The sequence below is a fragment of the Lysinibacillus sp. GW823-FHT06C08 genome, assembly GCF_058795135.1.
The window spans coordinates 55,217-80,268 of the sequence record NZ_JBXAHN010000007.1 but is presented as its reverse complement, the minus strand read 5'-3'; the positions used below and the strand labels follow the sequence as shown (position 1 = coordinate 80,268).

General features: G+C 39.2%; 23 protein-coding genes. 10 read left to right on the top strand and 13 right to left on the bottom strand.

Features of this window, described 5'->3' with window-relative positions; all coding sequences use genetic code 11:
• Window positions 1–87: 87 nt before the first annotated feature.
• The 6 genes from AC1Q6O_RS16205 to AC1Q6O_RS16180 all read right to left on the bottom strand — a co-directional run bounded on the left by AC1Q6O_RS16205 (window position 88) and on the right by AC1Q6O_RS16180 (window position 6,669).
• A complete protein-coding gene (locus AC1Q6O_RS16205) occupies window positions 88–2,277 on the bottom strand; it encodes a YhgE/Pip domain-containing protein (protein ID WP_090003043.1) in 2,190 nt (729 codons plus the stop codon).
• A 130-nt stretch (window positions 2,278–2,407) separates the two neighbouring features.
• Window positions 2,408–2,980: a TetR/AcrR family transcriptional regulator gene (locus AC1Q6O_RS16200; RefSeq protein ID WP_008173298.1), complete on the bottom strand. Its 573-nt coding sequence runs from the start codon at window positions 2,978–2,980 to the stop codon at window positions 2,408–2,410.
• A 121-nt stretch (window positions 2,981–3,101) separates the two neighbouring features.
• Window positions 3,102–3,629, bottom strand: coding sequence for a FixH family protein (locus AC1Q6O_RS16195; RefSeq protein ID WP_239355236.1), 528 nt, complete (start codon window positions 3,627–3,629; stop codon window positions 3,102–3,104).
• Window positions 3,630–3,632: 3 nt separating this feature from the next.
• Window positions 3,633–5,021 carry a sensor histidine kinase gene (locus tag AC1Q6O_RS16190; protein ID WP_008173302.1) on the bottom strand — a complete coding sequence of 463 codons (1,389 nt, stop codon included), beginning with the start codon at window positions 5,019–5,021 and terminating at the stop codon, window positions 3,633–3,635.
• Complete coding sequence (locus AC1Q6O_RS16185) at window positions 5,018–5,701, bottom strand: response regulator transcription factor (RefSeq protein ID WP_008173305.1); 684 nt, start codon at window positions 5,699–5,701, stop codon at window positions 5,018–5,020. The genes AC1Q6O_RS16190 and AC1Q6O_RS16185 overlap by 4 nt, the downstream gene beginning before the upstream one ends.
• Complete coding sequence (locus AC1Q6O_RS16180) at window positions 5,698–6,669, bottom strand: YncE family protein (protein WP_233301547.1); 972 nt, start codon at window positions 6,667–6,669, stop codon at window positions 5,698–5,700. The genes AC1Q6O_RS16185 and AC1Q6O_RS16180 overlap by 4 nt, the downstream gene beginning before the upstream one ends.
• A 164-nt stretch (window positions 6,670–6,833) precedes the next feature.
• Here AC1Q6O_RS16180 and AC1Q6O_RS16175 point away from each other — a divergent pair, with 164 nt between their 5' ends.
• Window positions 6,834–7,922, top strand: coding sequence for a glycosyltransferase family 2 protein (locus tag AC1Q6O_RS16175; protein WP_043989571.1), 1,089 nt, complete (start codon window positions 6,834–6,836; stop codon window positions 7,920–7,922).
• Window positions 7,923–8,092: 170 nt separating this feature from the next.
• Window positions 8,093–12,211, top strand: coding sequence for a collagen-like protein (locus AC1Q6O_RS16170; RefSeq protein ID WP_492401704.1), 4,119 nt, complete (start codon window positions 8,093–8,095; stop codon window positions 12,209–12,211).
• Window positions 12,212–12,351: 140 nt separating this feature from the next.
• Here the strand turns inward: AC1Q6O_RS16170 and hemY are convergent, their stop codons facing one another.
• The 3 genes from hemY to hemE form a co-directional block, all read right to left on the bottom strand.
• Window positions 12,352–13,773: a protoporphyrinogen oxidase gene (hemY, locus tag AC1Q6O_RS16165; RefSeq protein ID WP_427422427.1), complete on the bottom strand. Its 1,422-nt coding sequence runs from the start codon at window positions 13,771–13,773 to the stop codon at window positions 12,352–12,354.
• Window positions 13,774–13,787: 14 nt separating this feature from the next.
• Complete coding sequence (hemH, locus tag AC1Q6O_RS16160; protein ID WP_107922682.1) at window positions 13,788–14,708, bottom strand: ferrochelatase; 921 nt, start codon at window positions 14,706–14,708, stop codon at window positions 13,788–13,790.
• Between the two features lie 148 nt (window positions 14,709–14,856).
• Window positions 14,857–15,906 (bottom strand): uroporphyrinogen decarboxylase, encoded by a 1,050-nt coding sequence (gene hemE / locus AC1Q6O_RS16155; protein WP_096364806.1) that lies wholly within the window; start codon window positions 15,904–15,906, stop codon window positions 14,857–14,859.
• Window positions 15,907–16,319: 413 nt separating this feature from the next.
• Here hemE and AC1Q6O_RS16150 point away from each other — a divergent pair, with 413 nt between their 5' ends.
• Window positions 16,320–16,835 carry an antibiotic biosynthesis monooxygenase family protein gene (locus AC1Q6O_RS16150; RefSeq protein ID WP_008173317.1) on the top strand — a complete coding sequence of 172 codons (516 nt, stop codon included), beginning with the start codon at window positions 16,320–16,322 and terminating at the stop codon, window positions 16,833–16,835.
• A gap of 57 nt (window positions 16,836–16,892) precedes the next feature.
• Here the strand turns inward: AC1Q6O_RS16150 and AC1Q6O_RS16145 are convergent, their stop codons facing one another.
• Together AC1Q6O_RS16145 and AC1Q6O_RS16140 are read right to left on the bottom strand one after the other, a co-directional pair.
• Window positions 16,893–18,074, bottom strand: coding sequence for an ABC transporter permease (locus AC1Q6O_RS16145; protein WP_008173319.1), 1,182 nt, complete (start codon window positions 18,072–18,074; stop codon window positions 16,893–16,895).
• The gene (locus tag AC1Q6O_RS16140; RefSeq protein ID WP_008173321.1) at window positions 18,058–18,807 is read right to left on the bottom strand and encodes an ABC transporter ATP-binding protein; all 750 of its coding nucleotides are present in this window, start codon (window positions 18,805–18,807) and stop codon (window positions 18,058–18,060) included. The genes AC1Q6O_RS16145 and AC1Q6O_RS16140 overlap by 17 nt, the downstream gene beginning before the upstream one ends.
• A gap of 104 nt (window positions 18,808–18,911) precedes the next feature.
• Here AC1Q6O_RS16140 and AC1Q6O_RS16135 point away from each other — a divergent pair, with 104 nt between their 5' ends.
• The 6 genes from AC1Q6O_RS16135 (at window position 18,912) to AC1Q6O_RS16110 (ending at window position 22,236) form a co-directional block, all read left to right on the top strand.
• A complete protein-coding gene (locus AC1Q6O_RS16135) occupies window positions 18,912–19,325 on the top strand; it encodes an HIT family protein (RefSeq protein WP_089987027.1) in 414 nt (137 codons plus the stop codon).
• Between the two features lie 149 nt (window positions 19,326–19,474).
• Window positions 19,475–20,011 (top strand): tryptophan transporter, encoded by a 537-nt coding sequence (locus AC1Q6O_RS16130; protein WP_036120328.1) that lies wholly within the window; start codon window positions 19,475–19,477, stop codon window positions 20,009–20,011.
• Window positions 20,012–20,144: 133 nt separating this feature from the next.
• Entirely contained in the window at window positions 20,145–20,540 is a 396-nt protein-coding gene (locus tag AC1Q6O_RS16125; RefSeq protein ID WP_036120331.1) for a YtxH domain-containing protein, read from the top strand.
• A gap of 157 nt (window positions 20,541–20,697) precedes the next feature.
• On the top strand, window positions 20,698–21,258 hold the full coding sequence (locus tag AC1Q6O_RS16120) for an HTH-type transcriptional regulator Hpr (protein ID WP_008173331.1): 561 nt from the start codon (window positions 20,698–20,700) through the stop codon (window positions 21,256–21,258).
• Window positions 21,259–21,434: 176 nt separating this feature from the next.
• Window positions 21,435–21,980 carry a DUF3267 domain-containing protein gene (locus AC1Q6O_RS16115; protein WP_008173333.1) on the top strand — a complete coding sequence of 182 codons (546 nt, stop codon included), beginning with the start codon at window positions 21,435–21,437 and terminating at the stop codon, window positions 21,978–21,980.
• Between the two features lie 70 nt (window positions 21,981–22,050).
• Complete coding sequence (locus AC1Q6O_RS16110) at window positions 22,051–22,236, top strand: hypothetical protein (protein ID WP_008173337.1); 186 nt, start codon at window positions 22,051–22,053, stop codon at window positions 22,234–22,236.
• A 178-nt stretch (window positions 22,237–22,414) separates the two neighbouring features.
• On the opposite strand, the gene AC1Q6O_RS16105 is transcribed toward AC1Q6O_RS16110, so the two are convergent.
• The gene (locus AC1Q6O_RS16105; RefSeq protein WP_004230765.1) at window positions 22,415–22,519 is read right to left on the bottom strand and encodes a YjcZ family sporulation protein; all 105 of its coding nucleotides are present in this window, start codon (window positions 22,517–22,519) and stop codon (window positions 22,415–22,417) included.
• A gap of 143 nt (window positions 22,520–22,662) precedes the next feature.
• Between AC1Q6O_RS16105 and AC1Q6O_RS16100 the strand changes: the two genes are divergently transcribed.
• Window positions 22,663–23,640 (top strand): peptidylprolyl isomerase, encoded by a 978-nt coding sequence (locus AC1Q6O_RS16100; protein WP_427071303.1) that lies wholly within the window; start codon window positions 22,663–22,665, stop codon window positions 23,638–23,640.
• Window positions 23,641–23,727: 87 nt separating this feature from the next.
• Here AC1Q6O_RS16100 and AC1Q6O_RS16095 read toward each other — a convergent pair whose 3' ends face one another.
• The gene (locus tag AC1Q6O_RS16095) at window positions 23,728–25,032 is read right to left on the bottom strand and encodes a methyl-accepting chemotaxis protein (RefSeq protein ID WP_090003267.1); all 1,305 of its coding nucleotides are present in this window, start codon (window positions 25,030–25,032) and stop codon (window positions 23,728–23,730) included.
• Window positions 25,033–25,052: the final 20 nt, after the last annotated feature.

Sequence of the window (25,052 nt, the reverse complement as noted above, 5' to 3'; positions counted from 1 at the left end):
AGCTGATACGCTCATATCAGCTGTTGTTTTTTGGCGTTTAAAGACAAAATAAAGCACCCACCTCAGTTGGTGAGTGCTTCAACTATTTTAGTTTTCCTCAGCTATTTTAGAGTAACGTTTGTTATGCAGTAGCATGAAATAACCGAATGTGATGGCTAAGAATGCTACTAAGAAGCCAGCTAAAACTCCATAGTTTTGCATTAAGAATGACGTATCGCCAGTAGAAATGCTTGTTTTAAATGCTTGAACCGTATAAGTCATCGGTAATAGTTTGTTAAATACTTGTAATGGTGATGGAATTAATTCAAGTGGGAAAGTACCTGCACTTGTTGTTAATTGCAAAATCAATACAACAATTGCCATGAAACGTCCTGGATCACCAAAGATCGAAACTAGCATCTGGATTAATGCTAAAAATACATAGCTTGTTAATAATGCTGTTAATATAAAGTGGCCCATGTTATTTACTTCAAGTCCTAGACCCCATTTAACAATAACTACTGTTAGTACTGTTTGCACTAAACCTACGACTGCTAAAACAGTCACTTTACTTGTGAACCAAGATGCACCATTTTTTGGACGAATAGCTGGTTCAACAAGTGGGAACACAATTGAAATTAATAATGCACCTACGAATAAACCTAGAGAAATAAAGTATGGTGCAAAACCTGTACCATAGTTAGGAACATGGTTGACTGATTCTTTTTCAACTTCAACTGGACTACCTACCATGTCGTAAGTGTCTTGATTAGCTTTTACTTCATTTGCTTTTTCACTTGCCTCACCTAATTTGCCTGATAATGTAGACGTACCGTCAGCAAGTTCTGTAGAACCATCTGCAAGTGTTGCTGAACCTTGTGCTAGCTCACCAGATTTTGAAGCAAGGGTAGATGTACCTTGATTTAATGTCGTTGTACCATTCGCTAATTCATTTAAACCAGATGCCAATGTTTTAGAGCCTGTTACAGCTGTATTCACACCCGCATTTAGTTCCCCTAATTTTGCAGCTAATGTTGCATTACCTGCTTGTAGACCTTTGGCACCTTCCACTAAAGCATTACTTTTTGCTGTTAGTGCATTAGCACCTGCTAGCACCTCAGCTTGCCCTGCTGCAATTTGACCTGCACCTGAGCTTACTTGATTAGCACCAGCTTGTAATTTTTCTGTACCTGCAGATAATGATGTTAAACCGTTGTGCACACTAGCACTACCTGCTTGTAGCTCTGCTAATGTTTGCTTTAATGCCGCTGCTTGTTCCTCTGGCATTGAAGCCATCATTGTTTGTAACTGGTTGGATAACGCTGTAATACCTGCTTCTACCTTAGCAGAACCAGCAGTTAATTGGTTCGCTGCACCATTTAATGCACCTGCATTTTCAGCAATAGAAGCTGCACCTGCACTAATTTGTTGCTGTTTATCATTTAAAGTGTTTAAACCTGCCCCAACTTTAGCAACACCTTGTGTATATTGTGATAATCCTTGCTCAAGGCTAGTTGCACCATTGGCAGCTTGCTGTGCACCTTGTTGTAATTGTACTGTACCATCTTGAAGTTTAACTAAACCACTAGATAAATCATTCGCACCTTTTGCAGCATCTCCAGCACCTTTTGTTAATTTATCTGTACCATTTGATAGTTCAACTGTACTTGATGCTAGCTGTTCAAGATAACCTTTTAAATCTTTTGCACCGTTCGCAACTTTTTGGGCACCTTCATCAAGCTTATTAGAGCCATCTGCGGCTTCTGTAAAGCCATCACCAAGCGTTGCAATAGAATCAAATAATTTTTCAGCGTAAGTTGCTGAAACTTGTGAATTTACTTCTGCACGGACACGATCCATTGCAGTCTCACCAATTTGTGCACCAAGGAAGTTTAGCCCTTCGTTTGGAATGTAGTTCATAACCAATTTTGATGGTTTGTCATCTAATAATGTTGTAGCATGCTCAGAGAAATTTGTTGGAATTTCTAGAATCATATAATAATCACGGCTATTTAAACCTTTTTCGGCTTCTTCTTTTGAGACCTCTATAAAGTTAAACTGCTCGCTATCTATCAACTTATCAACTAAGGTGTCCCCTAAGTCTAATTTTACGTCATCCATCTCAGCACCAGTATCCTCATTAACAACAGCTACTGGAAGATTAGGAAGCCCTGCATAAGGATCCCAAAACGCCCATAAAAACATACCCGCATACATTACTGGAATAAATAATACAGCAATAATGGAAACAAGCATTTTTCTTGTTTTAAAGATCTTCAGCCACTCAGCTTTAATCATATAATATCCTCACTCCTAAACTATTTGACCGAAAACGTCATTCGGTCATTTTTGTTCAAAAAAATATAAACCCTTCAACCTTTGCAAAAAGAACACTTGATTCGACACTTTTGTGAGTATCCAAATCGAATCAAGTTAGAATTAAACCTCGAAAGATTGTCTCCTTGAAAAGATTAAGAATCTTCTCTTCAGGGATCACATCACCGTGTAACTCATGCCAATCGACAACAAATGCAAGATAGGCCTTTAATAGTAAGTAACTAACCAGCTCTGCATCACAATCTCTAATTTCACCTTTATTTATACGTCGCTGAATTAACTCTGCAACATACGATAAAATTTCTGTCTCGATGCGTAGGAGCACCTGTTTAACAGCTGGTGTACGTAGTTCTTTTTCTTCCTCTATTAACTTCGCAAATAAAAGATGTTTTTCACGGAACTGTAGCATTTTCATTAAAGCATTATGTGCATTATCCATAAAGCTTGCTGATGCATCCAACACTGCATCCGCTTCACCCTTCATCTCTCGAACTAGTGACATAGCAATTTCCTGAAATAAAATCTCTTTATTTGCAAAGAATGTATAAATCGTACCTTTACCGACATTAGCTATCTTTGCCACTTGCTCCATTGTTGTTGCTTTGTAGCCAAACAATGTGAAAGATTTTGCAGCTGCTTCAAGAATTTCCTGCCTACGATCCATTAGTAACACCCTTTCTTGTTAGGTTATGTACATCAAAAGTACACTTTCATAAAAATGACCAGAAAACCATTCCGGTCATCTGGTCATTATCATATTCCTATTTTAAAAAAATTGCAAGTGTTTAATGATGATTTTCTTCATCTTTTTTTTCTTCAGTCTGATCAGTGTCGTCAGAAGTGCCATTATCATGGTTCATCATGTTATTATCCATACTGTTATTGCTCTTTTCATCTTCTGGCAAAACTTGTGTCATATCGGGACTTCCTGCAAGAATTTCTTGCTTAGGCATGTTATGAACACCATTTGCTGTTGTATGCGCATACATATAATAAACCCCATCATGATCAAATGTAGTTGCCGCTTTATATACACCATCTTTGTCTAATTTTCCATCAATCATTTGACCTTCATCACGTTTCCCTGATTCCCACACTTCAAACTCTACTACTGCGTCATCGACATTTTTACCACCCTGCTCAACATGTGCTGCTAGCTCAATTGTTTCATTAAGTGGTACTTCTTTTGGTGTTAAAATTTCAACTTCTGGTATTTGTGGAACTTCTGGCTCCGGTAAAGCCTCTTCTTTTTTTTCTCCACAGCCTACCAATAAGGCAGGAACCGCAATTAGTGCAAATAACCATTTTTTCATTTTTTAATCCTCCATTAATGGCAATGTAATCTTAACGATTGTGCCTTTTTCAATAATACTTTTTATTTCCAATCTTCCCTGTAGCTGTTTTAATAATTGCTCTACAATCGATAAACCTAGTCCACTACCGCCATCTGCTCGACTCCGCGCCTTGTTAACACGGTAGAATCGCTCTGTTACGTGTGATATATCCTCTTGTGGGATGCCGATTCCATAATCTTTGATGGTGATTTGTGCACTTCCATTCTTTTCAAGAGCAACCATTTCAACCTTCGAATTTTCATACGAGTAATTAATAGCATTTTCAATAATATTTATGAAAATTTGTTTAAGCTTTACCTCATCCGCTTGAATAATTAAGGCATCGTCCACATCTAAATGTAATGTTATGTTCTTTTTATCAGCTTGATGTGTTAAGATTTTTTGAACCTCTCGTAAAGTCTCTCCCAGAGGAATTGGATACACTACTATGTCTGTTTGTTCATTTTCAGTTCTGGCAAGTTGAAGTAATTCGTTCGTCAACCTCTCCATTCGATTAGCCTCACGAACAATAAGCTGAATCGTTTCCTCTTTTTGATTTTCTGTGATGATGCCATTTTGCATTGCTTCACTATAGCCCTTTACATAGCTAATTGGTGTTCGTAACTCATGAGAAACAGTCGCTAAAAATGTTTTTTGTGCTTCATCCTCTTGCTGGATTGCCTCTGCCATTTTATTAAAGGTGCTTGATAATTTACCGATTTCATCTCGTGAATTTACAGGTACACGTGTCTCATAATTCCCGTAGGACATCTGTTCCACCGCAAGTTGCAAATCGTTTAATGGTCGCATAATATGCCGAATACCTTTATAAATTAAATAGCTTACAACCACTAAAAAAATGAAAGCACTAATAAATAACAGAATCACCCCACTATTAGCTAATTCACTAATTTTGGCTAGAGGGAAATAAATGTAAATGATTCCTTCTAATCTATTTTGATCGACAAGGGGCAAGACGACAGAAATTAGCTGTCGATCGAAACGAGGTTCATAGCCAATTTTTTGCACATAACTACCAGAAAGTAATTTCTGTCTTTCTTCAGGTCCAATTAATGTTTCATAATCTATATCAAATGGAACACAGGCACTTAATTCACGTGGATTTCTTACCGCAAATATATTTAAATTTGAATAATCGTTAAAACGTTCAATGTCTGCAATAAATTCATCCGTTACCTTTCCATTGTTATACATTGTCTGTAGCTTTAGGCCAACCTCAACCATTGTATCTTCCGTATCTTGTACATATAAGCGTTGGTATAAAAAATTCGTGAGGACATACATAAAAACAACAGTAATAATTAAAAATGCAAAAATTAACAACCAAATACGTGTGGCTATCTTTTTCATTCGCCAGGATCAAAGCGGTAGCCGACTCCCCAGACCGTTTGAATATGTGCAGCCGCTTCCTTTCCAAGCTTGATGCGTAAGGTTTTTATATGAGTGTCGACAGTTCGAGTCCCACCTACATAATCAATATCCCAAATGCGTTCTAATAATTGCTCACGTGTATAGGCATTTCCAGGATTTTTCATAAATAAATGGAGTAGTTCAAATTCTTTTAAAGTAAGGGGGATACTTTTTCCATCGACCGATACTTTACGTGCTATTTCATCTATTTTAATGGGACCAAATACAACATATTTTTGTTGTAGCTCTGCAATATTTGCACCACTTCTTCTTAATACTGCGTAAATTCTAGCGACTAGTTCATCATGTGTAAATGGTTTAACAATATAATCATCACCACCAAGTGTAAGACCCTTCACTTTGTCATCATTGGCGTCACGTGCTGTCAGGAATATAATCGGAACATTGGACATAGCCCGTATACTTTGACACACAACAAAGCCATCCTCATGCGGCATCATTACATCAAGCAGCACTAAATCAATTTTCTCACGTACAATTATATCGTATGCCTCAGTACCACTTGCAGCAGTAAATGTTTCAATATCAGAGTTATTGAGCATCATTTCTATTAGGTTCCGCATATCTTGCTCATCATCAACTATTAATACAGTTGTCATTGTTTTTCCTCCCTTACTAACAGCTGAAAAGCACCTTTCCCGACATCAACTGTTTTTTCTTTCTGGCCATCTTTTATAAAGTGTAATTTGTGATCGTCATAGCCAGCGACAACAATATAGTCTTTAAATTGATTGACCACAAAAGGGTTTGCCCCTACTTCCTGCTGCCATTTTATATGACCATCAAAGTCAGCAACATATAACTCATTATGACCATGACTTACAACAAGTACAGCATCCTTTGTCTTTTTTAACCCTACTGGCATCAATGGCATGTTTATTTCACCATGCAATTGACCACTGCTCAAATCATATTTTTTAACCGAACTATTTGGCTTACTTCCTTCTCCATGGCCACCTATCCAAAGTTCATGTGTCTCGTCTACAATGGCTATTCCATGTGAAGATTTTTGTATCGGCCACTCCTGTTCAATTTGTAAATCTTTCATATTTAAAACAGATAATTTTGTATCTTTAAAATTTATCACATACAGCTTATCCTTATACGATGCCATTGACATAGGATAATTACCTATCCGCTTGGAGGCCAACACGTTTCCTTCATGATCAAAGCTTGTCACTGTATTAGTTTTACTATTCGTTATAAAAAATTGCTTGATATTGTCATCATAATACACATTCGTTGTACCAACCTCTACTTTTTGAGAATAGAGCTTTTCTCCAGTTGATAGTGTATAGACATCAATGGTATTTAATTGGTGTCCGTATAAGAGAACTTGATCATCTCCTAGTAATGTTGCCCCTGAATAAGCTCTATCAAATAACCACTTCGCTAATACATGGCCATTTTCATCAATAAAGTCTAATGATGGCTCTTGAATATTTAATGAAGCTATAAAATTTCGATCACGCTCAATCGATTCATAAGATTTTTCAGTACAACCCGCTAACCAAACTATTTGTAGTAAAGAAAAAATGAAGAATGCCCATTTTTTCAACGTTATCACCTCTGCCCCTTTACTATACTTCACAATTGTGAAATTCGGGTGAAACTTGAAAGGTAAATTTATGACAAACCATAAAAATACATTTCACAATTTAATTGTATTCATCCAGCCAATACTTCCTTCTATACATATACTACAAGGATAATGGTAAGGAGGAATAAAATGTGGTTTCCATCAGCTTATGTATGATTGTGAAAAATGAAGAAGATGTCATCGGTAGATGTCTTGAATCTGTTAAAGGTTTAGTAGATGAAATCAATATTGTAGATACAGGTTCAACAGATCGTACAAAACAAATTGTTGCTCAATTTACAGATAGAATTTTTGATTTTGAATGGATCCATCATTTTGCCGCTGCCAGAAACTATTCCTTTCAGCAAGCAACGATGGATTACATTCTTTGGTTAGATGCAGACGATGTTTTTTTAGAAGAAGATCAAGAAAAATTTAAGGCGTTAAAGAGTTCTCTTTCCCCTACTATTGATGCCGTTTCAATGAATTACAATCTCAGCTTCGATAGTGAAGGAAATGTAGATGCTTTAATAAGAAGAAACCGACTAGTAAAGAAAGAAAAAAGCTTCCAATGGATTGGTGCTGTTCACGAATATTTGGAAGTAGGTGGCGAATTAATAGAAAGCGATATAGCGGTTAGTCACTTACCATTAACTCATGACCATTCACGTAATATTACGATTTATAAGACATTAGTTGAATCTGGTGAAATATTATCACCACGAGATACATTTTATTTTGCCAATGAGTTATTAGATCACAGTCAATTTGAAGAAGCCATTTACTATTACGAATTATTTTTAACGTCAAAGCTAGGCTGGGTGGAAGATAATATTCGTGCTTGCTTTAAATTAGCGGATTGCTATTCGAATTTAAATGATCCAGAAAACAATTTTAGTGCAATATTAAGAAGCTTTGAATACGATGTACCCCGCCCTGAGGCCTGTTGTCGACTAGGTTATCATTTCATGGAGCAATATAAGAATTATGAAGCTATTTTCTGGTATGAACAAGCACTTATCATTAAACAAAATCCTAACGCTCCTTTTCAAAATAAAAGCTTCTCAACTTGGCTTCCTCACCTACAGCTTTGTGTTCTATTTGACCGTCTACAACAATACGAACTCGCAAACGCACACAATGAATTAGCCGGCTCCTTTATCCCAAACGACGCAAAGGTTTTACACAATAAAAAGTATTTCGAGCAAACTTTAAAGTCTAATCAGACTGATTCCCAGTAATTCTAATCGCTAGAATAAATAGGACAAAAAATTACCCATTAGTATTTAGCAGGTCATTATGAATCTTCAAGTTTTATTAACAAACCTACTATTTACTATTAGTAAATAGTTATGTGTCTACCTCCTCTATCAATTCTCGGAATACGATATTTGAGAGAGGAGGTGAGACTTTGCATTTTGGAAATTATTTAAAACGAGTATGTAGTAAATGTAATTCTTTTCCTTGTTGTTGTAGAACTGGGCCTATTCCAAGTTGTCCAGTTTGGCCTGTAAAACCTACCGGAACTACTGGTGGTATTACAGGGGCTACGGGTGTTACCGGTGCTACGGGTGTTACCGGTGCTACGGGTGTTACCGGTGCTACGGGTGTAACTGGAGCTACTGGGGCTACTGGTGTAACTGGAACCACTGGTGCTACTGGCGCTACGGGTGTAACTGGTGTAACTGGAACCACGGGTGTAACTGGGGCTACGGGTGTAACTGGGGCTACTGGTGTTACCGGAGCTACGGGTGTAACTGGAGCTACCGGTTCTACTGGAACTACTGGTTCTACTGGCGCTACGGGTGTAACTGGAACCACTGGTTCTACTGGTGTTACCGGAACTACTGGGGCTACTGGTTCTACTGGTTCTACTGGCGCTACCGGTTCTACTGGAACTACAGGCTCTACTGGTGTTACCGGAGCTGCGGGTGTAACTGGAACTACTGGGGCTACTGGCGCTACTGGCGCTACAGGTGTAACTGGAACCACTGGTGTAACTGGGGCTACGGGTGATATCGGAGCTACAGGCTCTACTGGTGTTACCGGAGCTACGGGTGTAACTGGAGCTACCGGTTCTACTGGAACTACTGGTGTAACTGGAACTACTGGCGCTACTGGTTCTACTGGCGCTACCGGTTCTACTGGCGCTACCGGTTCTACTGGTTCTACTGGTTCTACTGGCGCTACGGGTGTAACTGGAACCACTGGTTCTACTGGTGTTACCGGAACTACTGGTTCTACTGGTTCTACTGGTTCTACTGGCGCTACCGGTTCTACTGGAACTACAGGCTCTACTGGTGTTACCGGAGCTACTGGTGTAACTGGAACTACTGGCGCTACTGGTGTAACTGGGGCTACCGGTTCTACTGGAACTACTGGCTCTACGGGTGTAACTGGAACTACTGGCGCTACTGGAGTTATCGGAGCTACAGGTGCTACTGGCGTTACCGGAACTACTGGAACTACTGGTTTTACTGGTTTTACTGGCGCTACAGGTGTAACTGGAACCACTGGTGTAACTGGAACCACAGGTTCTACTGGCGCTACTGGTGTAACTGGGGCTACCGGTTCTACTGGAACTACAGGCTCTACTGGTGTTACCGGAGCTACGGGTGTTACCGGAGCTACGGGTGTAACTGGAACTACAGGCTCTACTGGCGCTACTGGTGTAACTGGGGCTACCGGTTCTACTGGAACTACTGGCTCTACTGGTGTTACCGGAGCTACGGGTGTAACTGGAACTACTGGCTCTACTGGCGCTACTGGTGTAACTGGGGCTACCGGTTCTACTGGAACTACAGGCTCTACTGGCTCTACTGGTGTTACCGGAGCTACGGGTGTAACTGGCGCTACTGGCGCTACTGGGGCTGCCGGTTCTACTGGAACTACTGGTGTAACTGGAACTACTGGTTCTACTGGCGCTACTGGCGCTACTGGTGATATCGGAGCTACAGGCTCTACTGGTGTTACTGGGGCTACCGGTTCTACTGGAACTACAGGCTCTACTGGTGTTACCGGAGCTACGGGTGTAACTGGGGCTACTGGTGATATCGGAGCTACAGGCTCTACTGGCGTTACCGGAACTACTGGAACTACTGGCGCTACTGGTGTTACCGGAGCTACTGGTGTAACTGGAACTACTGGCGCTACTGGCGCTACTGGTGTAACTGGGGCTACCGGTTCTACTGGAACTACTGGCTCTACTGGTGTTACCGGAGCTACGGGTGTAACTGGAACTACTGGCTCTACTGGCGCTACTGGTGTAACTGGGGCTACCGGTTCTACTGGAACTACAGGCTCTACTGGTGTTACCGGAGCTACGGGTGTAACTGGAACTACTGGCGCTACTGGCGCTACTGGGGCTGCCGGTTCTACTGGAACTACAGGCTCTACTGGTGTTACCGGAGCTACGGGTGTAACTGGAACTACTGGCGCTACTGGTGATATCGGAGCTACAGGCTCTACTGGCGTTACCGGAGCTGCGGGTGTAACTGGAACTACTGGCGCTACTGGTGTAACTGGAACCACTGGTGTAACTGGGGCTACTGGTGATATCGGAGCTACAGGCTCCACTGGTGTTACTGGGGCTACTGGCGCTACTGGCGCTACCGGTTCTACTGGAACTACTGGGGCTACTGGGGCTACTGGCGCTACTGGGGCTACTGGCGCTACTGGCGCTACTGGTGATATCGGAGCTACAGGCTCTACTGGCGCTACCGGTTCTACTGGCGCTACTGGCGCTACTGGCGCTACTGGTGTAACTGGGGCTACTGGTGTTACCGGAGCTACGGGTGTAACTGGAACTACTGGCGCTACTGGTTCTACTGGTGATATCGGAGCTACAGGCTCTACTGGCGTTACCGGAGCTACAGGCTCTACTGGCGTTACCGGAACTACTGGAACTACTGGTTCTACTGGCGCTACCGGTTCTACTGGAACTACAGGCTCTACTGGTGTTACCGGAACTACTGGAACTACAGGCTCTACTGGTGTTACCGGAGCTACGGGTGTAACTGGAACTACTGGCGCTACCGGTTCTACTGGAACTACTGGCTCTACTGGTGTTACCGGAACTACTGGAACTACAGGCTCTACTGGTGTTACCGGAGCTACCGGAGCTACCGGTGTAACTGGAACTACTGGCGCTACGGGTGTAACTGGAACCACTGGTGTAACTGGGGCTACTGGTGATATCGGAGCTACAGGCTCCACTGGCGCTACTGGCGCTACCGGTTCCACTGGAGCTACCGGTTCTACTGGAACTACTGGGGCTACTGGCGCTACTGGCGCTACTGGCGCTACTGGCGCTACGGGTGTAACTGGAACCACTGGTGTAACTGGCGCTACGGGTGTAACTGGGGCTACTGGTGATATCGGAGCTACAGGCTCTACTGGTGTTACTGGGGCTACCGGTTCTACTGGAACTACAGGCTCTACTGGTGTTACCGGAGCTACGGGTGTAACTGGAACCACTGGTTCTACTGGTGATATCGGAGCTACAGGCTCTACTGGCGTTACCGGAACTACTGGAACTACTGGAACTACTGGTTCTACTGGCGCTACAGGTGTAACTGGAACCACTGGTGTAACTGGGGCTACTGGCGCTACCGGTTCTACTGGCGCTACTGGCGCTACTGGCGCTACGGGTGTAACTGGGGCTACTGGTTCTACTGGTGATATTGGACCTACTGGTTCTACTGGTGTTACTGGTTCTACGGGGGCTACTGGGGTTACTGGAACTACAGGTGTAACTGGAACTACTGGTTCTACTGGCGCTACTGGTGTTACTGGAACTACTGGTTCTACTGGCGCTACTGGTGTTACCGGAACTACCGGCTCTACTGGAACTACAGGTTCTATAGGCCCTACGGGTGTAACTGGAGCTACTGGTGCTACTGGCGCTAATGGTATAACTGGAACCACAGGTTCTACGGGTGTAACTGGAACTACCGGGGCTACTGGCGCTACAGGAGCTACAGGTACAACTGGGGCTACGGGTACAACTGGGGCTACTGGTATTATTGGAGCTACCGGGGCTACTGGACCTGCGTTTACTGAAGGATTCTCTGCCTTTAAAAACACGTTGGTTGTTAGTGGATCTACTTCAATCACTAACTGGAGTGTCGCGTCACCATACTTTACAACACCTGCATTCAATCCAACAACTGGCATATTCACTGTACCAACTACAGGTAGATATTCCTTTGAAGCAACCATTAACTACTCCACTACTGCGGCCATTAGTGTTACTTTAGGAGGGGGAATAAACCCATCATTTGCAATTAGGCAAAATGCTACAACAAATTTAATTAGTGGCTTGTTCCCTGTACTAAACGTCAATGTGGCACTTGTATTAACTTTACGAGCAGTTCTTGGAAATGGCACAATCACTTTAGCAGGAGAAGTGAATTTAAATGCTGGAGATACGATTGATTTGTTCTATGAAGCCAATGGATTGACTATCTCTCTTACACTAGGCGGAGCTAACTCTGGTGGTATCGTTTGGTCATGTCATCGAATTTCTTAGAACTAGGTTATCTAGAAAATTGGATGTATAGATGTAGAAATAGCAAACTAAGAAATAGTTAGTTTGCTATTTCTTTTTGTCTTTTGAACTTACTTCAAAAAAAATAGTACAAACATAATGTTTGTACTATCGTGCTTCTACTAACAAAAAATTTCCGCCAACACTTCATCGGCAACATGTTTACCTTGTTGCACACATTCTGGGATGGATATTCCTTCGAATGAGCTACCTGCCAATTTTACAGTTGGAAAATGTTCTCGTAATTCCTGCTTTATCCGTTGGACCTTCGCCTCATGTCCAACGGTGTATTGTGGCATCGCATTTTTCCAACGTGTAACTACTGTCGTTATTGGTTCTCCATCTATACCGATAGTTTTATTTAAATCCTGTAGCACTGTTTTTTCAATCTCAGTATCTGATAATGCTACAATCGCCTCGTCACCCACTCGACCAATATAACTACGTAATAACACATAATCATTAGGTGAGGTACCCGGCCATTTTCGATTCATCCAAGTACATGAAGTGATTGAAAAATCACTATTTCGAGAGACATAAAATGAGAGTGCGTCTAAATCACCAAGCTGGTCCTTTTTAAATGCCATTGTAACGGTTGCGATAGTGGCAGCTTTCATTGTCCCTAGTTCATTTAACAAATTATACTTACTGAACATCTTATCTGCACTATTAAAGGGTGTAGCAATAATGACCGCATCCGCTTTAATATGTGAGAAATTGTTTAGCATTACATGTACAGACCCATCTTTTCCATGCTCAATTTCTTCGACCTTGACACCTTTCATCACTGTCCCAGGAAGTAGAGATTCCTCAATACTTTCGATTAATGTTTCAAGCCCATTACTAAAGGTTTGAAATATCCCTTTATTTTCATCAATAAAATCATTACTTAAGAAATTTGTTCCAGCCTTTTTCATCCCTACTAATAAGCTACGATATTTTTGCTCTAGATGATAAAGCTGCGGGAAAGTTGAGCTCATGCTTAATTGCTCAATATCACCTGCAAATGTCCCTGCTAGTAATGGTTCCACTAGATTTTCAACAACCTCTGCGCCAAACCTTCTTCTAAAAAATGCCCCCAATGGTTGATCATCGTCTTGTGCTGAGCGGGGGATAAAAAAATCACCTGCCGCACGAACTTTACCGCTTAGTGAAAACAAGCCTGATGTAATAAATGATGAGATATGTGGCGTTTCTCCTGATAAAAGATGGCTTGGTATTGGGTATAACTGGCTTCCGACAGCAACATAGTTGGGTCCTGCGTTACTTGTCATGATTTTTTGTTCAATACCGAGATCTTTTGCTAAAGCATTTACATAATTTTCACGGTCAAAAAAAGATTCTGGCCCACGCTCAATAATAAAACCATCTTTTCTTAGTGTTTGAATTTTTCCGCCAAGACGTAATGACGACTCGACAAGTACGATATCTAATGGCAATTCTTTTGTGCTTGCTTGTTTTTGCATATAGAACGCAGCTGTAAGGCCCGTAATACCACCACCTACAACAACTACCTTTCGTCTTTTCTGAGTCACCAACATCATCACTTTCTTTTCGCTTAGCTTAATTTTTTATAAATTGCATCGACCATCGCATCAATAAATAAAGGATGTGTATTTGGCATCGACGGACGATAATATTTTGCGCCTAGTTCATCACAAACGACTTTACATTCAAAATCATTATCATATAACACTTCTAAATGCTCTGTTACAAAACCTACTGGCGTATAAACAAATGAACGGAAGCCTTTTTCTTCATAAAGCTCACGTGTTAAGTCTTGAACATCTGGACCAATCCAAGGCTCTGGTGTCTGTCCTGCTGATTGCCAGCCGACCTCAACGTTTTTCAAACCAGTTGCCTCTTGAATAAGTCGAGCTGTTTCAATTAATTGATCCTCATAAGGGTCACCTAAATCTTTAATTTTTTCAGGAAGTGAATGAGCTGAAACGATTAAACATCCTGTTTCACGTTCTTCTTCAGACATTGACTTAAATGTATCATTAATTTGTTGTTTCCAATACTCAATAAATTTAGGTTCATCATACCAAGATTCTACTGATGTAATCGTTAAGCGATCTCCTGCTGCTTCCACAGCACGGCCATTATAAGATTTAATAGAGAATGTTGAGAAATGAGGAGCTAAAACAATTGATACCGCTTCTTTGATGCCCTCTGCCACCATTTGCTCTATTGCGTCTTCAATAAATGGATGAATATGCTTTAAACCAATAAACAATTTATATTCTACAGCACCCTGAACTTCATTTAAACGTGCACATAACGCTTCAGCTTGTGCCTGTGTTGCTGCTGCTAAAGGAGATAAACCTCCAATTGCTTCATAGCGACTACGTAAATCTTCTAAATGCTCTTCCGAAGGTTTGCGACCATGACGAATATGTGTATAGTAAGGTTCAATATCCTCTTCTTTATAAGGTGTCCCGTATGCCATTACCAATAAGCCTTTAACTTCTTTCATTACCCTTTTCACCTCTAAAATTGTTTTATGTTTTTATACATTATGTGATAAAAAGAAGCTGTCCAATCTATGATGTTGGACAGCCCCCTTTCTATGATGAAAATTTCGTACATAGAAAAGGACATATTTCACATTTGAATCCGCTTTTTTAAGAACGAGCTTGAATTTGTTGTGCACTATATTCATGAATAAGTGTCGTTAAACGCTTTAAGACCTCTGGATCAACCTCTGGGAAAACACCATGACCTAGGTTAAAGATATGACCTGGCATTTCTAAACCTTGATCGATAATATCCTTAGTTCGTTTTTCAATGACTGACCAATCTGCCAATAATAGCGATGGATCAAGGTTACCTTGGACTGGTTTTGTAATACCATTCGCGCGTGCTTCTTTTATTGGTAAACGCCAGTCTAAGCCGACAACATCAATCGGTAAATCATTCCATTCCTTCGCTAAATGACTTGCCCCGACACCAAATTGAATCAATGGTACATTTTCTTTTTGTAATTCCGCAAAAATTCGCGTCATAATTGGTTTTATAAATACACGGTAATCTTCCACATTTAAAGCGCCCACCCAAGAATCAAATACTTGGATTGCTTTTGCACCAGCTTTAATTTGGGCAGTGACATCTGCAATAATCATGTCAGCCAGTTTATCCATTAATGCAAACCAAGCTTGTGGTTCTGACACCATAAATGACTTTGTTTTGTTATAGTTTTTAGAAGGACCACCTTCAATCATGTAGCTGGCAAGTGTAAATGGTGCTCCAGCAAAACCAATCAACGGGACATTTAATTGCTCTTCTGTCAAGATTTTAATAGTCTCTAATACAAATGGTGTATGCTCTTTAGCATTGAATTCACCTAAATTATCAACATCTGCAACTGAACGAATTGGATTAGAGATAACAGGACCAACACCTGCTTTAATTTTTACATCTACGCCAATTCCAGGAAGAGGTGTGACAATATCTTTGTATAATATAGCTGCATCAACATTGTAATTTTCTACAGGTAGACGAGTGACATATGCACATAGCTCAGGTTGATGTGTAATTTCTTCTAATGAATATTTTTCTTTGATGGCACGATATTCTGCCTGAGAACGTCCTGCCTGACGCATATACCATACTGGCGTGTGTGTAGTTTTTTCTCCACGAGCAGCACGCAGAAGTGTATCGTTAAAAGTTGTCATGAATAATTCCTTCCCCTCGATAAATTCATTACTATCCATACGCCCTGGCGTAATTGTGTCCAGATTTCTTGCTCTTTACTCTTCTCTTCAAAATCTGCAATATCGACCAGAGGCTTTATCTTGAATCAGTGGGTTCACCACTCTCTATAGCGGAAAGAGTCTTCTGTGTTTTATACTTCGATTTCAGTACAAAAAACCTTTGCTGAGTCAAGAAAAAAATGTATTATTTATTCCTTTATTATTGATATCCGTTTCCAATAGTAAACGCTTCCTCTGTTATTGTATAGTTTTCCTAGTGAAATGTCATAAAATTGTTCATTCTAGACAGATTCTTTTTGGACAAAGCGTTAGACTTATGCTGAAAAGGGTATAATCACGCTATAATTAGTAAGATTCATAAGGAGGATAAATTGATGAATATTTATTTAACTTCTGGTACTGGTGATTTTTTAGAACAACTGAAAAATAAGTATCCAAATGAGCATATGATCTTAATTCATGGAGAGGGAAATTCTGTATTAATTCATGAAACAGAAGGGAAATCTGTTTTTGCCACACCTCGCAAATTTGAAGTGTTAGATTCGGTAAATGAGCTAGAAGAACGTGGATTCTTTGTTCTTAATAATATTCCTGTAACAGATGAAGGACGCCCTGTTTTCGAGCATCGCTTTTTACAACGTTCACATGCCATTGAGGATGAGCCAGGCTTTGAGTCCTACAGATTACTTCGTCCCATCAAGGATGACACTTATATTGTCATGACTCAGTGGCATGGACCACATTCATTCGAAGCATGGAAAAGCTCTAAAGCCTTTGAAAACGCACATGCAAAAAGAGATGATTCCAGTGGTGTAAATCAGCAGAACATCTTCTCGGCAGCTTCCTATGTAACAACTTATAGTGCTATGCCAAAAGAGGATACAGAATAGATCTACAACAAATAAAAGCTCATCTTCTCAGCACAGGCTGGGAAAATGAGCTTTTCATTATTTAGATACTTTCGCAGTCAATTCACTAATTACTAAAACAATGACAACTACAATATAAAACATCGGCTGTGTAATCGCACATAATCCTACGATGATCGCTTGTGTAATCATAGCTAGACGTACAATTTGCTTCACAGCTAGTTGACGAGCATTATCCGGCAACGGAAACAGCATGTCCATGCGGAATTCCCCACTTGAAAGTAATGCTTGTTTTAATTGGATAGTCGTTGCAAAGCTTAGTGCCGCGGCAACAATCCATGTAACTATTGGAATGTCTACAAATGCTGCAATTACTGCTGAAATGGCCGTAAGACGGAGCCATAAATAAAAATGATCATCTGTACGGACAAAGGTGCGAAATACTAAATACTTTTGAGCGTTATTTTTACCATATGGAACGAATTTATAGAGCCAGTCCATCCAGCCTCGACGTCGGATGCTTCCATGTAAATGGGGTACATCTGTAAAATAATTTGCGAAACGATAAAAGCTCATCATTCGATTTTGCTCAAGCTTTACAAAATGTTCGTAAGGTACTGGTTCTCCTACAGATTTTTTTCTAAAGACAATAATATAAATAACACTTATGACTGTAGCAACAATTGATAGGAGCAACTGAGCTTGCAGCCCCATATAAACAGCGGCAGCAAATATTATTGCTCGAATCAGCCTGTCCACCCAAACCATTTGACCACGTTCACTATATCGATAGCTGAATTCTCCTCGTACACTTATATATTTCAGCACAATCACAAGTAGGAATATCGACCAAATGTCAGCCGTTGTTAAATCCGTCACTGCTTTTAATAGTGGAATACTAACAATGTAGACGATCGCTACAATCCAAACCTGAGACCAAAATGTCCAAGCCAGTGCCTTGCTAAAATACAGCGACATTTTTGACTCTAGGGGCAATAGGTACACTTGGTCTGGCTCTCTCAAAAGCGTAGTAGGGCGACTAAAGGCTAATAAAACGCCTATAAAAACAGCAATAAGTATTTCAGCTGGGAAATCTGTCTGTACAACTTTCAACCATTCACTATATTGGTAGCCTCCTGCTCCAATTAGAAATACAAGTACAATGGCAATATGCCCTGTAAAAATAAATTGCATATATTTTTGTACTTCTCCTATATAATGCATGAAGCGAGAGGACCATACATCACGCAAGTTCTTCATGGTCCCGCTCCTTTGTCATTGCAATATATAGATCGTCCAATGTTGCATTGGGCATCGCAAATGTTTGTCGCAAATCTGCCATCGTTCCTTGCGCTCGAACTCTTCCCTCGTGCAATAATATAATTCGATCACAATGCTTTTCGGCAGTCGATAAAATATGCGTAGACATTAATATGGAAGCACCTTCTTTTTTCTTCTCATCCATTTGATCTAATAATGATTGAATTCCGAGTGGATCTAACCCCACAAAAGGCTCATCAATAATATAAAGACTAGGATTCACTAGAAATGCACACATAATCATAACCTTTTGACGCATTCCCTTTGAAAAATGTGATGGGAACCAGTTTAATCTTTTCTCCATTCGAAATTCCTTTAAAAGTACTTCAGAACGAGCATCTAGAGTTGCCTTATCAATACCGTAAGCCATAGCTGTTAATTCTAAATGTTCCCTCAATGTTAGTTCATCGTAAAGCACAGGGGTTTCAGGGATATAAGAAAAGGCTGTACGATACTTGTCCGTATCTTCCTTTAACGTTACCCCATTAAGGTAAATATCCCCTTCTTTTGGCAACATTGTTCCTATTATATGTTTAATCGTTGTACTTTTACCGGCCCCATTCAAGCCAATTAAGCCAACAAGCTCTCCTTTTTCAATAGTAAAAGATAAATCTTTAATAACAGGTTTTCTTGTATATCCGCCTGTCACATGCTGTACCTCTAATACTGACATAACCTCACTCCTCTTCTTGTTTTATATTTTATCAAAAATTAGCAAATGATACAGGTTTGAGTATGATAGAATGAATTTACATATACGATAAGGGGGAAATTCTCATGAGCGATTGCCTATTTTGCAAAATTATCGATGGATCCATTCCAAGTACAAAAGTGTATGAAGACGATCATGTCTATGCATTTACAGACATTTCACCAGTTGCAAAAGGTCATACTTTACTAATTCCAAAGCATCACTGCCAAGATCTATACGAAATGCCAGAGGATGTTGCACGCAACTTATATGCTGCGGCACCGAAAATTGCGAATGCCATTAAGGCAGCGTTTGAGCCAATCGGTTTGAATACGATTAATAATAATGGGGCAGCGGCTGGACAAACTGTGTTCCACTATCATCTACATTTTATTCCTCGTTATGACGAAAAAGAAGGCTTAGGTTTAGTTTGGCAAACACAAAAATATTCACCAGAACAATTGACTGAAGTGGCAGAAAGTATTAAAGCCAACCTATAACGTTTTTTGTAATATATTAACATTTTAATAACCCACATACTGATTGCAAATATAAAAATTTTAGCGTACAATCACAAATAAGTTTCGCTAACGGTCAAGAGGACACGTTGGGAAACTAATAGATTAGCTCAGTCGAGGAGAGATAAAAAATGAATACAAAGAATTTAGTATTAATGGCCCTTTTAGTTGGGATCGGTGCGGCACTATATGTCGTTACACCAGGAATGATTAACGGCATGAAACCCGATTTCATGTTAACAATGATGTTTATTGGCATATTATTGTTTCCTACAGTGAAAGAAACGTTTTTACTTTCGCTAGCAACAGGTGTACTTTCAGGTTTGTTTACAACATTTCCTGCCGGTCTAGTTCCAAACATTATTGATAAAGCTGTAACAGGCTTTGTGTTTTTAGCTGCTGTAATTGTTCTAAAAAAGATAGCAAATAGTTTCGCTGTCTCTGCAGTTTTAGTTGGTTTGGGTACTATCCTATCAGGTACGGTCTTTTTAGCAGTGGCACTTTTTGTTTTCAATGCAAATGTAGGTGCAACGTTTGCGATGCTCTTTATTGGGGTTGTCCTTCCAGCGGTAGCATTTAATGTCGTTGCTTTTGCTATTATTTATCCTATTGTTGCAAAATTAGTGAAGCGCTCTAAATTTGTGACTGCCATTTCTCAGATTTCATAAATACTAACTTTAAAATAATCGAAAGAAACTGAACGGTGATGCTCTATCACTTGCTCAGTTTCTTTTTCTTTTTGTATTTATGCAATTCATGGTTTAATAGTAGTTAATCATGACAAGAAATGAGGTATATAATATGAAAGCAAAACCATTTTTAATTGGACTAGCAACAGGTATTATTGGTGGAACAGTTGCTGTGCTGTTCTCAACCCCACAATCAGGCCAGCAGTTACGCTCAACGTTAAAACAAAATGCAGACCAAACAAAAGGTATGCTCCTTGATGTTAAACAACAAGTAGGGACTGTGAAACATTCTGTCAATACATTAACAAACGAAGTTAAAAATAATATCCCACAAATAATAAATGATTTAAAACAAACAATTACGACTTTTACAGAAGAAATAGAGCCAAATAAAAATAATTTGCAACAAGAATTAGATGCTTTACAGAATTCGATAAGCGAAATCGAGAAAAACATTGCACAATTCACAGAAAACAAGAAAAAACCGCAGGAAAAAATTAGCGACTAAAGTCCTTTCTAGATGCTAATTAATCTATTTTTTCATCAAAAACTATTGCTATAATATTATTTTTTAACCACTTTTCAATTTTTTAATTTTTCTAACTTTAAACTTTTTTTCTTTACTGCTATAATATTTTTAAAAATGTGAAAGAAAGCAGTAGGTGATGGTTTTGTCAGAGGAATTATACACACAAAAAGAAGCAATGCTCTACAGTCAAAGAATCGCGCAATTATCGAAAGCACTATGGAAAGCGGTTGAAAAAGATTGGCAACAATGGATTAAACCATATGATTTAAATATTAATGAACACCATATTTTGTGGATTTCCTATCATTTAAAAGGAGCCTCTATTTCTGATGTAGCAAAGTTCGGAGTCATGCATGTTTCTACAGCATTTAACTTCTCCAAAAAATTAGAAGAGCGAGGCTTCCTTAAGTTTTCGAAGCGAGATGATGATAAGCGTAATACGTATGTTGAGCTAACTGAAGCTGGCACAGAGCTTATTGTAGAGATGAATAAAAACTACCATAATACTTATCATTCTGTATTAGAAGGATCATTGGCCTTAAAAGACTTATACGGCCGTTTCCCAGACTTTTTAGACGTAATGGCTGTCATTCGAAATATTTATGGTGAGGATTTCATCGATATTTTTGAACGCTCCTTTCAGCATTTCCGTGATTCCTTTGACACGCTTGAAGAACGTCCAACTGTAAAAGGATAAAATAAGGCTATCGTACAGATATTTTCCTGTGGGTTCTAACTGTTCATTCAGAAATAAATCATGTGAAAGGAGGTATTTCAGAAATATTTCTGAAGTACCTCCTTTCTCTTGCATTCTAAGACAATTCAATTTACATTAAATAGGACACTTCCTATTTTCGGAGTTGATAATAAACCATGCATTGTTGGAAAATTTTAAATCTTGAACATCATTACGGCACTACGCGTATTATTATAATGGGCGTTATTACTTTCTTATCCGTTTTTTCAGTATCGTATGTGACGTTTAATTTATTCAACGAGGAGCATTATACAGATCGTTTATTCTGGCTCTTTGTAATAGCTGTATTAACACTTTATCCGGTTCACAAGTTTTTACACTTTCTCGCTCTTTACGATTTACGCCAGCATCTTAAATTGCGTGTCCGTACGCAATTTTATCTAATTCCAGTATTACACATGCGTATTCGTGAACCTTTATCCAAAAACCGTTATATACTAGCACTTCTTACGCCATTTATCGTTCTTAATACTAGTATTATAATAGGTACTTGGCTACTACCAGCATACACACATTACGGTACTTTGCTGTTAGCGTATCATTGTAGTCTATGTTTGATTGATATACTTTACGTGAAATATTTATTGAATTCACCAAAAAACTCACAAGTTGAAGAAACACCGAAGGGCTATGAAATTTTAGTTCCACCAACGGTTCACTAAATTGCTTGTACTTGTTTTTTAACGGCGTTCTTTGTTATGCTATTACTATTGAAAGAGGGGAGGAATAGACTTGCTATTAATGATTGTAGTTCTATTCTCGGTATTCTATTTATTTCAAATTAACCGTATGACATATGCTCTATGTATGCGACGTGAAATTCCCGAAGAAAACCAGCCAAAAATATTCCGAACTATAAATATACTTATTACCATTTTACTTGTCTCATTTTATATTGAAATTTTATACGCAGTATAACAACTGAAAAGTAAAATACATTCACATCCGCATGCGACAAGATAAGTTGAGTCCCCATAAAACAACTTACTCAAACCATTACTAATGGCTTGGATCTCTGGCATGCAGCGTGAATGTCTAACACTGTTAAGAAAAGCTAAGAGTTAATGGAGCTCTTAGCTTTTCACTGTTTTATTAATTAGTATAGGAACGCTGCACCAACGATAATTAATAAAATAAATAACACAACTAATAAAGCAAAGCCTGAGCCGTAGCCACCGCCACCGTATCCTCCGTTGCCCATAACTTCACCCCCTTTCTTTTCTATATCCTATGCGCTTCAAAAATTGAAATATAGGCAATACTCAAGGGGGAACCATTTTGTTTTTAAAACGTTTATGTTATAGTAAAAAATGGACGAAACCATGTTAGGAGAGAATATCCACTATGAAAAAAACAGTTTTATCTTTAACTTTAGCTGCTTCTGTTTTAGCGCTCGGTGCGTGTAGCGGCGGAGATAGCAAAGCAATCGTTACTTCTAAAGTTGGCGACATTTCAGTTGCTGACTTTAATGAAAAAGCCAAATCTTTAACAGGCTCATATGTATTACAACAATTGGTGACTGAAAAAGTATTGTCTGACAAATATGAAGTAACAGATAAAGAACTTAAAGAAGCTTATGATACTACAGCTTCACAATTTGGTGATGGTTTTGCACAAGCACTTGCTGAAAGTGGCTTAACAGAACAAGGCTTTAAAGATTCTTTACGCGTGCAACTTCTTCAAGAAAAAGCTTTAAAAGATCAAGCTATTAAAGAAGAAGATGTGAAAAAATACTATGAGCAAATGAAAACAGAATTAAATGGTCGTCATATTTTAGTAGCAGATGAAAAAACAGCAAAAGAAGCCATTGAGAAAATTAAAGGTGGCGCTAAATTTGCTGATGTAGCAAAAGAGTACTCTACAGATACAGCTTCTGCACAAAATGGTGGGGAGCTTGGTTGGTTCTCTGTTGGTTCAATGGTTGATGAGTTTAACGATGCTGCTTATGCCCTTGAATTAAACACTTTAAGTGAGCCAGTAAAGTCTAGCTTCGGTTATCACGTAATCGAAATTACGGACAAGCGTGACGTGAAAGATGTTGGTGCTTTTAAAGATGAAGAAGAAAAAATTCGTACATCGATGTTAAGTAAACTGAACCAAACAGGTGAAGCGCAAACTATTCTAAAAGATATCGTTGCGAAAATGGCAAAAGATGCTAATGTTAAAACTTCTGATAAGGATTTAAAAGATTCCCTAGAATTCTTTACTACAACAAGTGAAGAGCAAGCTAAGGCAGCTGAAGAAGCAGCTAAAAAAGCAGAAGAAAATGCTAAGGAAGAATCTAGCGACAAAGCAGAAGATACAGATAAAGAATCTAAATAATGAGGATGATTGACCTTTTCCATTAAAGGAGCAATATCCTCAAAAAAAGGGAGCATCTTAAAATACAGATGCTCCCTTTCTCTTTTGCTATTTTACTTTAAATTGGCTTATTTCGGCTTGTAAGTCATTCGACATCGTCTGGAGGACATTTGCTGCACTTGCAATTTCCTCGTTAGAAGCCGTTTGCTGCTCAATAGAGAGCGCGATATGCTGTATACCTGAAGAGGTGCTATTTGCAATACCTACAATTTCTTTCGTGGCATAATCGGTTTGGCTGGCCTTCTCATTTACACGCAATACTATATCGGTAACTTCCTTTGTACGATGGCTAATTTGTTGGAGATATTCTACAATATTTTTAAAGGCACCGCCTGTTTGTTCAACAGCCTCTCGCCCTTCCTCTACAAATTGTGTACCACTATTAATAGCATAAACTGCGCTTGATGTTTGGCTTAAGATATCATCTACTAATGTTCTAATATTGTCAGCAGCCTTCCCAGATTCCTCAGCTAGTTTTCTTACTTCATCGGCGACAACCGCAAATCCTTTTCCTGCTTCTCCTGCACGTGCTGCCTCAATGGAAGCATTCAATGCAAGTAAATTTGTTTGATCCGTAATGCTTGTAATGAGTGCCACAATTGTACTAATTTCCTTCGATTTTTCCCCTAATGCATTGACAACCTCTGTTGATTGGTGAACAGATTCATTAATAGTATTCATTTTTCCAATCGTTTGTTCAATTAACTGTAATCCTAAATCGGCCTTTTGGTTCGTTTCATTCGCTATATCCGCAACTGCCTGTACTGCGGATGAAGCATAATCCATATCTTTGGAAATTAAGTTAGCAGAATCAGATAATAAGTCCATTTGCTGCAATTGACCTTCCGCGCTAGCGGCAATTTCTCGAATTGCAACAGAGATGGTTTCAACTGTATTACTACTTTGCTCTGTAATCGTAGTAAATTCATTTGTATAAGCAGAGACATCCGTAGATGCTTTATTCGCCTTTTCAATAACTGAGCCGATTTGCTCTAACATATGATTAAATTCAGTCGATAATTGACCAATTTCATCTTTCAATTTATCATCTATACGTACTGTCAAATCGCCATCCGCAGCTTGCGTCATTGCTTTTAACACACGCTTTACACGCTTTAAGACGATATATCTTGTACATAAAGAAATAATTACTGTCCCAATAAATAGCGAAATAAATGTATTGATGGCAACACCTGCGCTACCATTTAACTCCACTACCTTTTCGATTTGTTGGCTAACGAACTCAGAAATATGTGAGCTAATAAATAAACTGATTCCAATAGCTAGTATCATTTTGAAAATCAAACTTTTCCAAAACTTTATTTTACGTGAAACAAGTCCCTCTTTATCCATTGTTTTTCCCCATTCCTATA

Coding starts and splice junctions, on each gene's coding strand:
- AC1Q6O_RS16205 (WP_090003043.1), bottom strand. CDS start 2,277: ATGATTAAAGCTGAGTGGCTGAAGATCTTTAAAACAAGAAAAATGCTT.
- AC1Q6O_RS16200 (WP_008173298.1), bottom strand. CDS start 2,980: ATGGATCGTAGGCAGGAAATTCTTGAAGCAGCTGCAAAATCTTTCACA.
- AC1Q6O_RS16195 (WP_239355236.1), bottom strand. CDS start 3,629: ATGAAAAAATGGTTATTTGCACTAATTGCGGTTCCTGCCTTATTGGTA.
- AC1Q6O_RS16190 (WP_008173302.1), bottom strand. CDS start 5,021: ATGAAAAAGATAGCCACACGTATTTGGTTGTTAATTTTTGCATTTTTA.
- AC1Q6O_RS16185 (WP_008173305.1), bottom strand. CDS start 5,701: ATGACAACTGTATTAATAGTTGATGATGAGCAAGATATGCGGAACCTA.
- hemY (WP_427422427.1), bottom strand. CDS start 13,773: ATGATGTTGGTGACTCAGAAAAGACGAAAGGTAGTTGTTGTAGGTGGT.
- hemH (WP_107922682.1), bottom strand. CDS start 14,708: ATGAAAGAAGTTAAAGGCTTATTGGTAATGGCATACGGGACACCTTAT.
- hemE (WP_096364806.1), bottom strand. CDS start 15,906: ATGACAACTTTTAACGATACACTTCTGCGTGCTGCTCGTGGAGAAAAA.
- AC1Q6O_RS16150 (WP_008173317.1), top strand. CDS start 16,320: ATGAATATTTATTTAACTTCTGGTACTGGTGATTTTTTAGAACAACTG.
- AC1Q6O_RS16145 (WP_008173319.1), bottom strand. CDS start 18,074: ATGAAGAACTTGCGTGATGTATGGTCCTCTCGCTTCATGCATTATATA.
- AC1Q6O_RS16140 (WP_008173321.1), bottom strand. CDS start 18,807: ATGTCAGTATTAGAGGTACAGCATGTGACAGGCGGATATACAAGAAAA.
- AC1Q6O_RS16135 (WP_089987027.1), top strand. CDS start 18,912: ATGAGCGATTGCCTATTTTGCAAAATTATCGATGGATCCATTCCAAGT.
- AC1Q6O_RS16130 (WP_036120328.1), top strand. CDS start 19,475: ATGAATACAAAGAATTTAGTATTAATGGCCCTTTTAGTTGGGATCGGT.
- AC1Q6O_RS16125 (WP_036120331.1), top strand. CDS start 20,145: ATGAAAGCAAAACCATTTTTAATTGGACTAGCAACAGGTATTATTGGT.
- AC1Q6O_RS16120 (WP_008173331.1), top strand. CDS start 20,698: ATGGTTTTGTCAGAGGAATTATACACACAAAAAGAAGCAATGCTCTAC.
- AC1Q6O_RS16115 (WP_008173333.1), top strand. CDS start 21,435: ATGCATTGTTGGAAAATTTTAAATCTTGAACATCATTACGGCACTACG.
- AC1Q6O_RS16105 (WP_004230765.1), bottom strand. CDS start 22,519: ATGGGCAACGGAGGATACGGTGGCGGTGGCTACGGCTCAGGCTTTGCT.
- AC1Q6O_RS16100 (WP_427071303.1), top strand. CDS start 22,663: ATGAAAAAAACAGTTTTATCTTTAACTTTAGCTGCTTCTGTTTTAGCG.
- AC1Q6O_RS16095 (WP_090003267.1), bottom strand. CDS start 25,032: ATGGATAAAGAGGGACTTGTTTCACGTAAAATAAAGTTTTGGAAAAGT.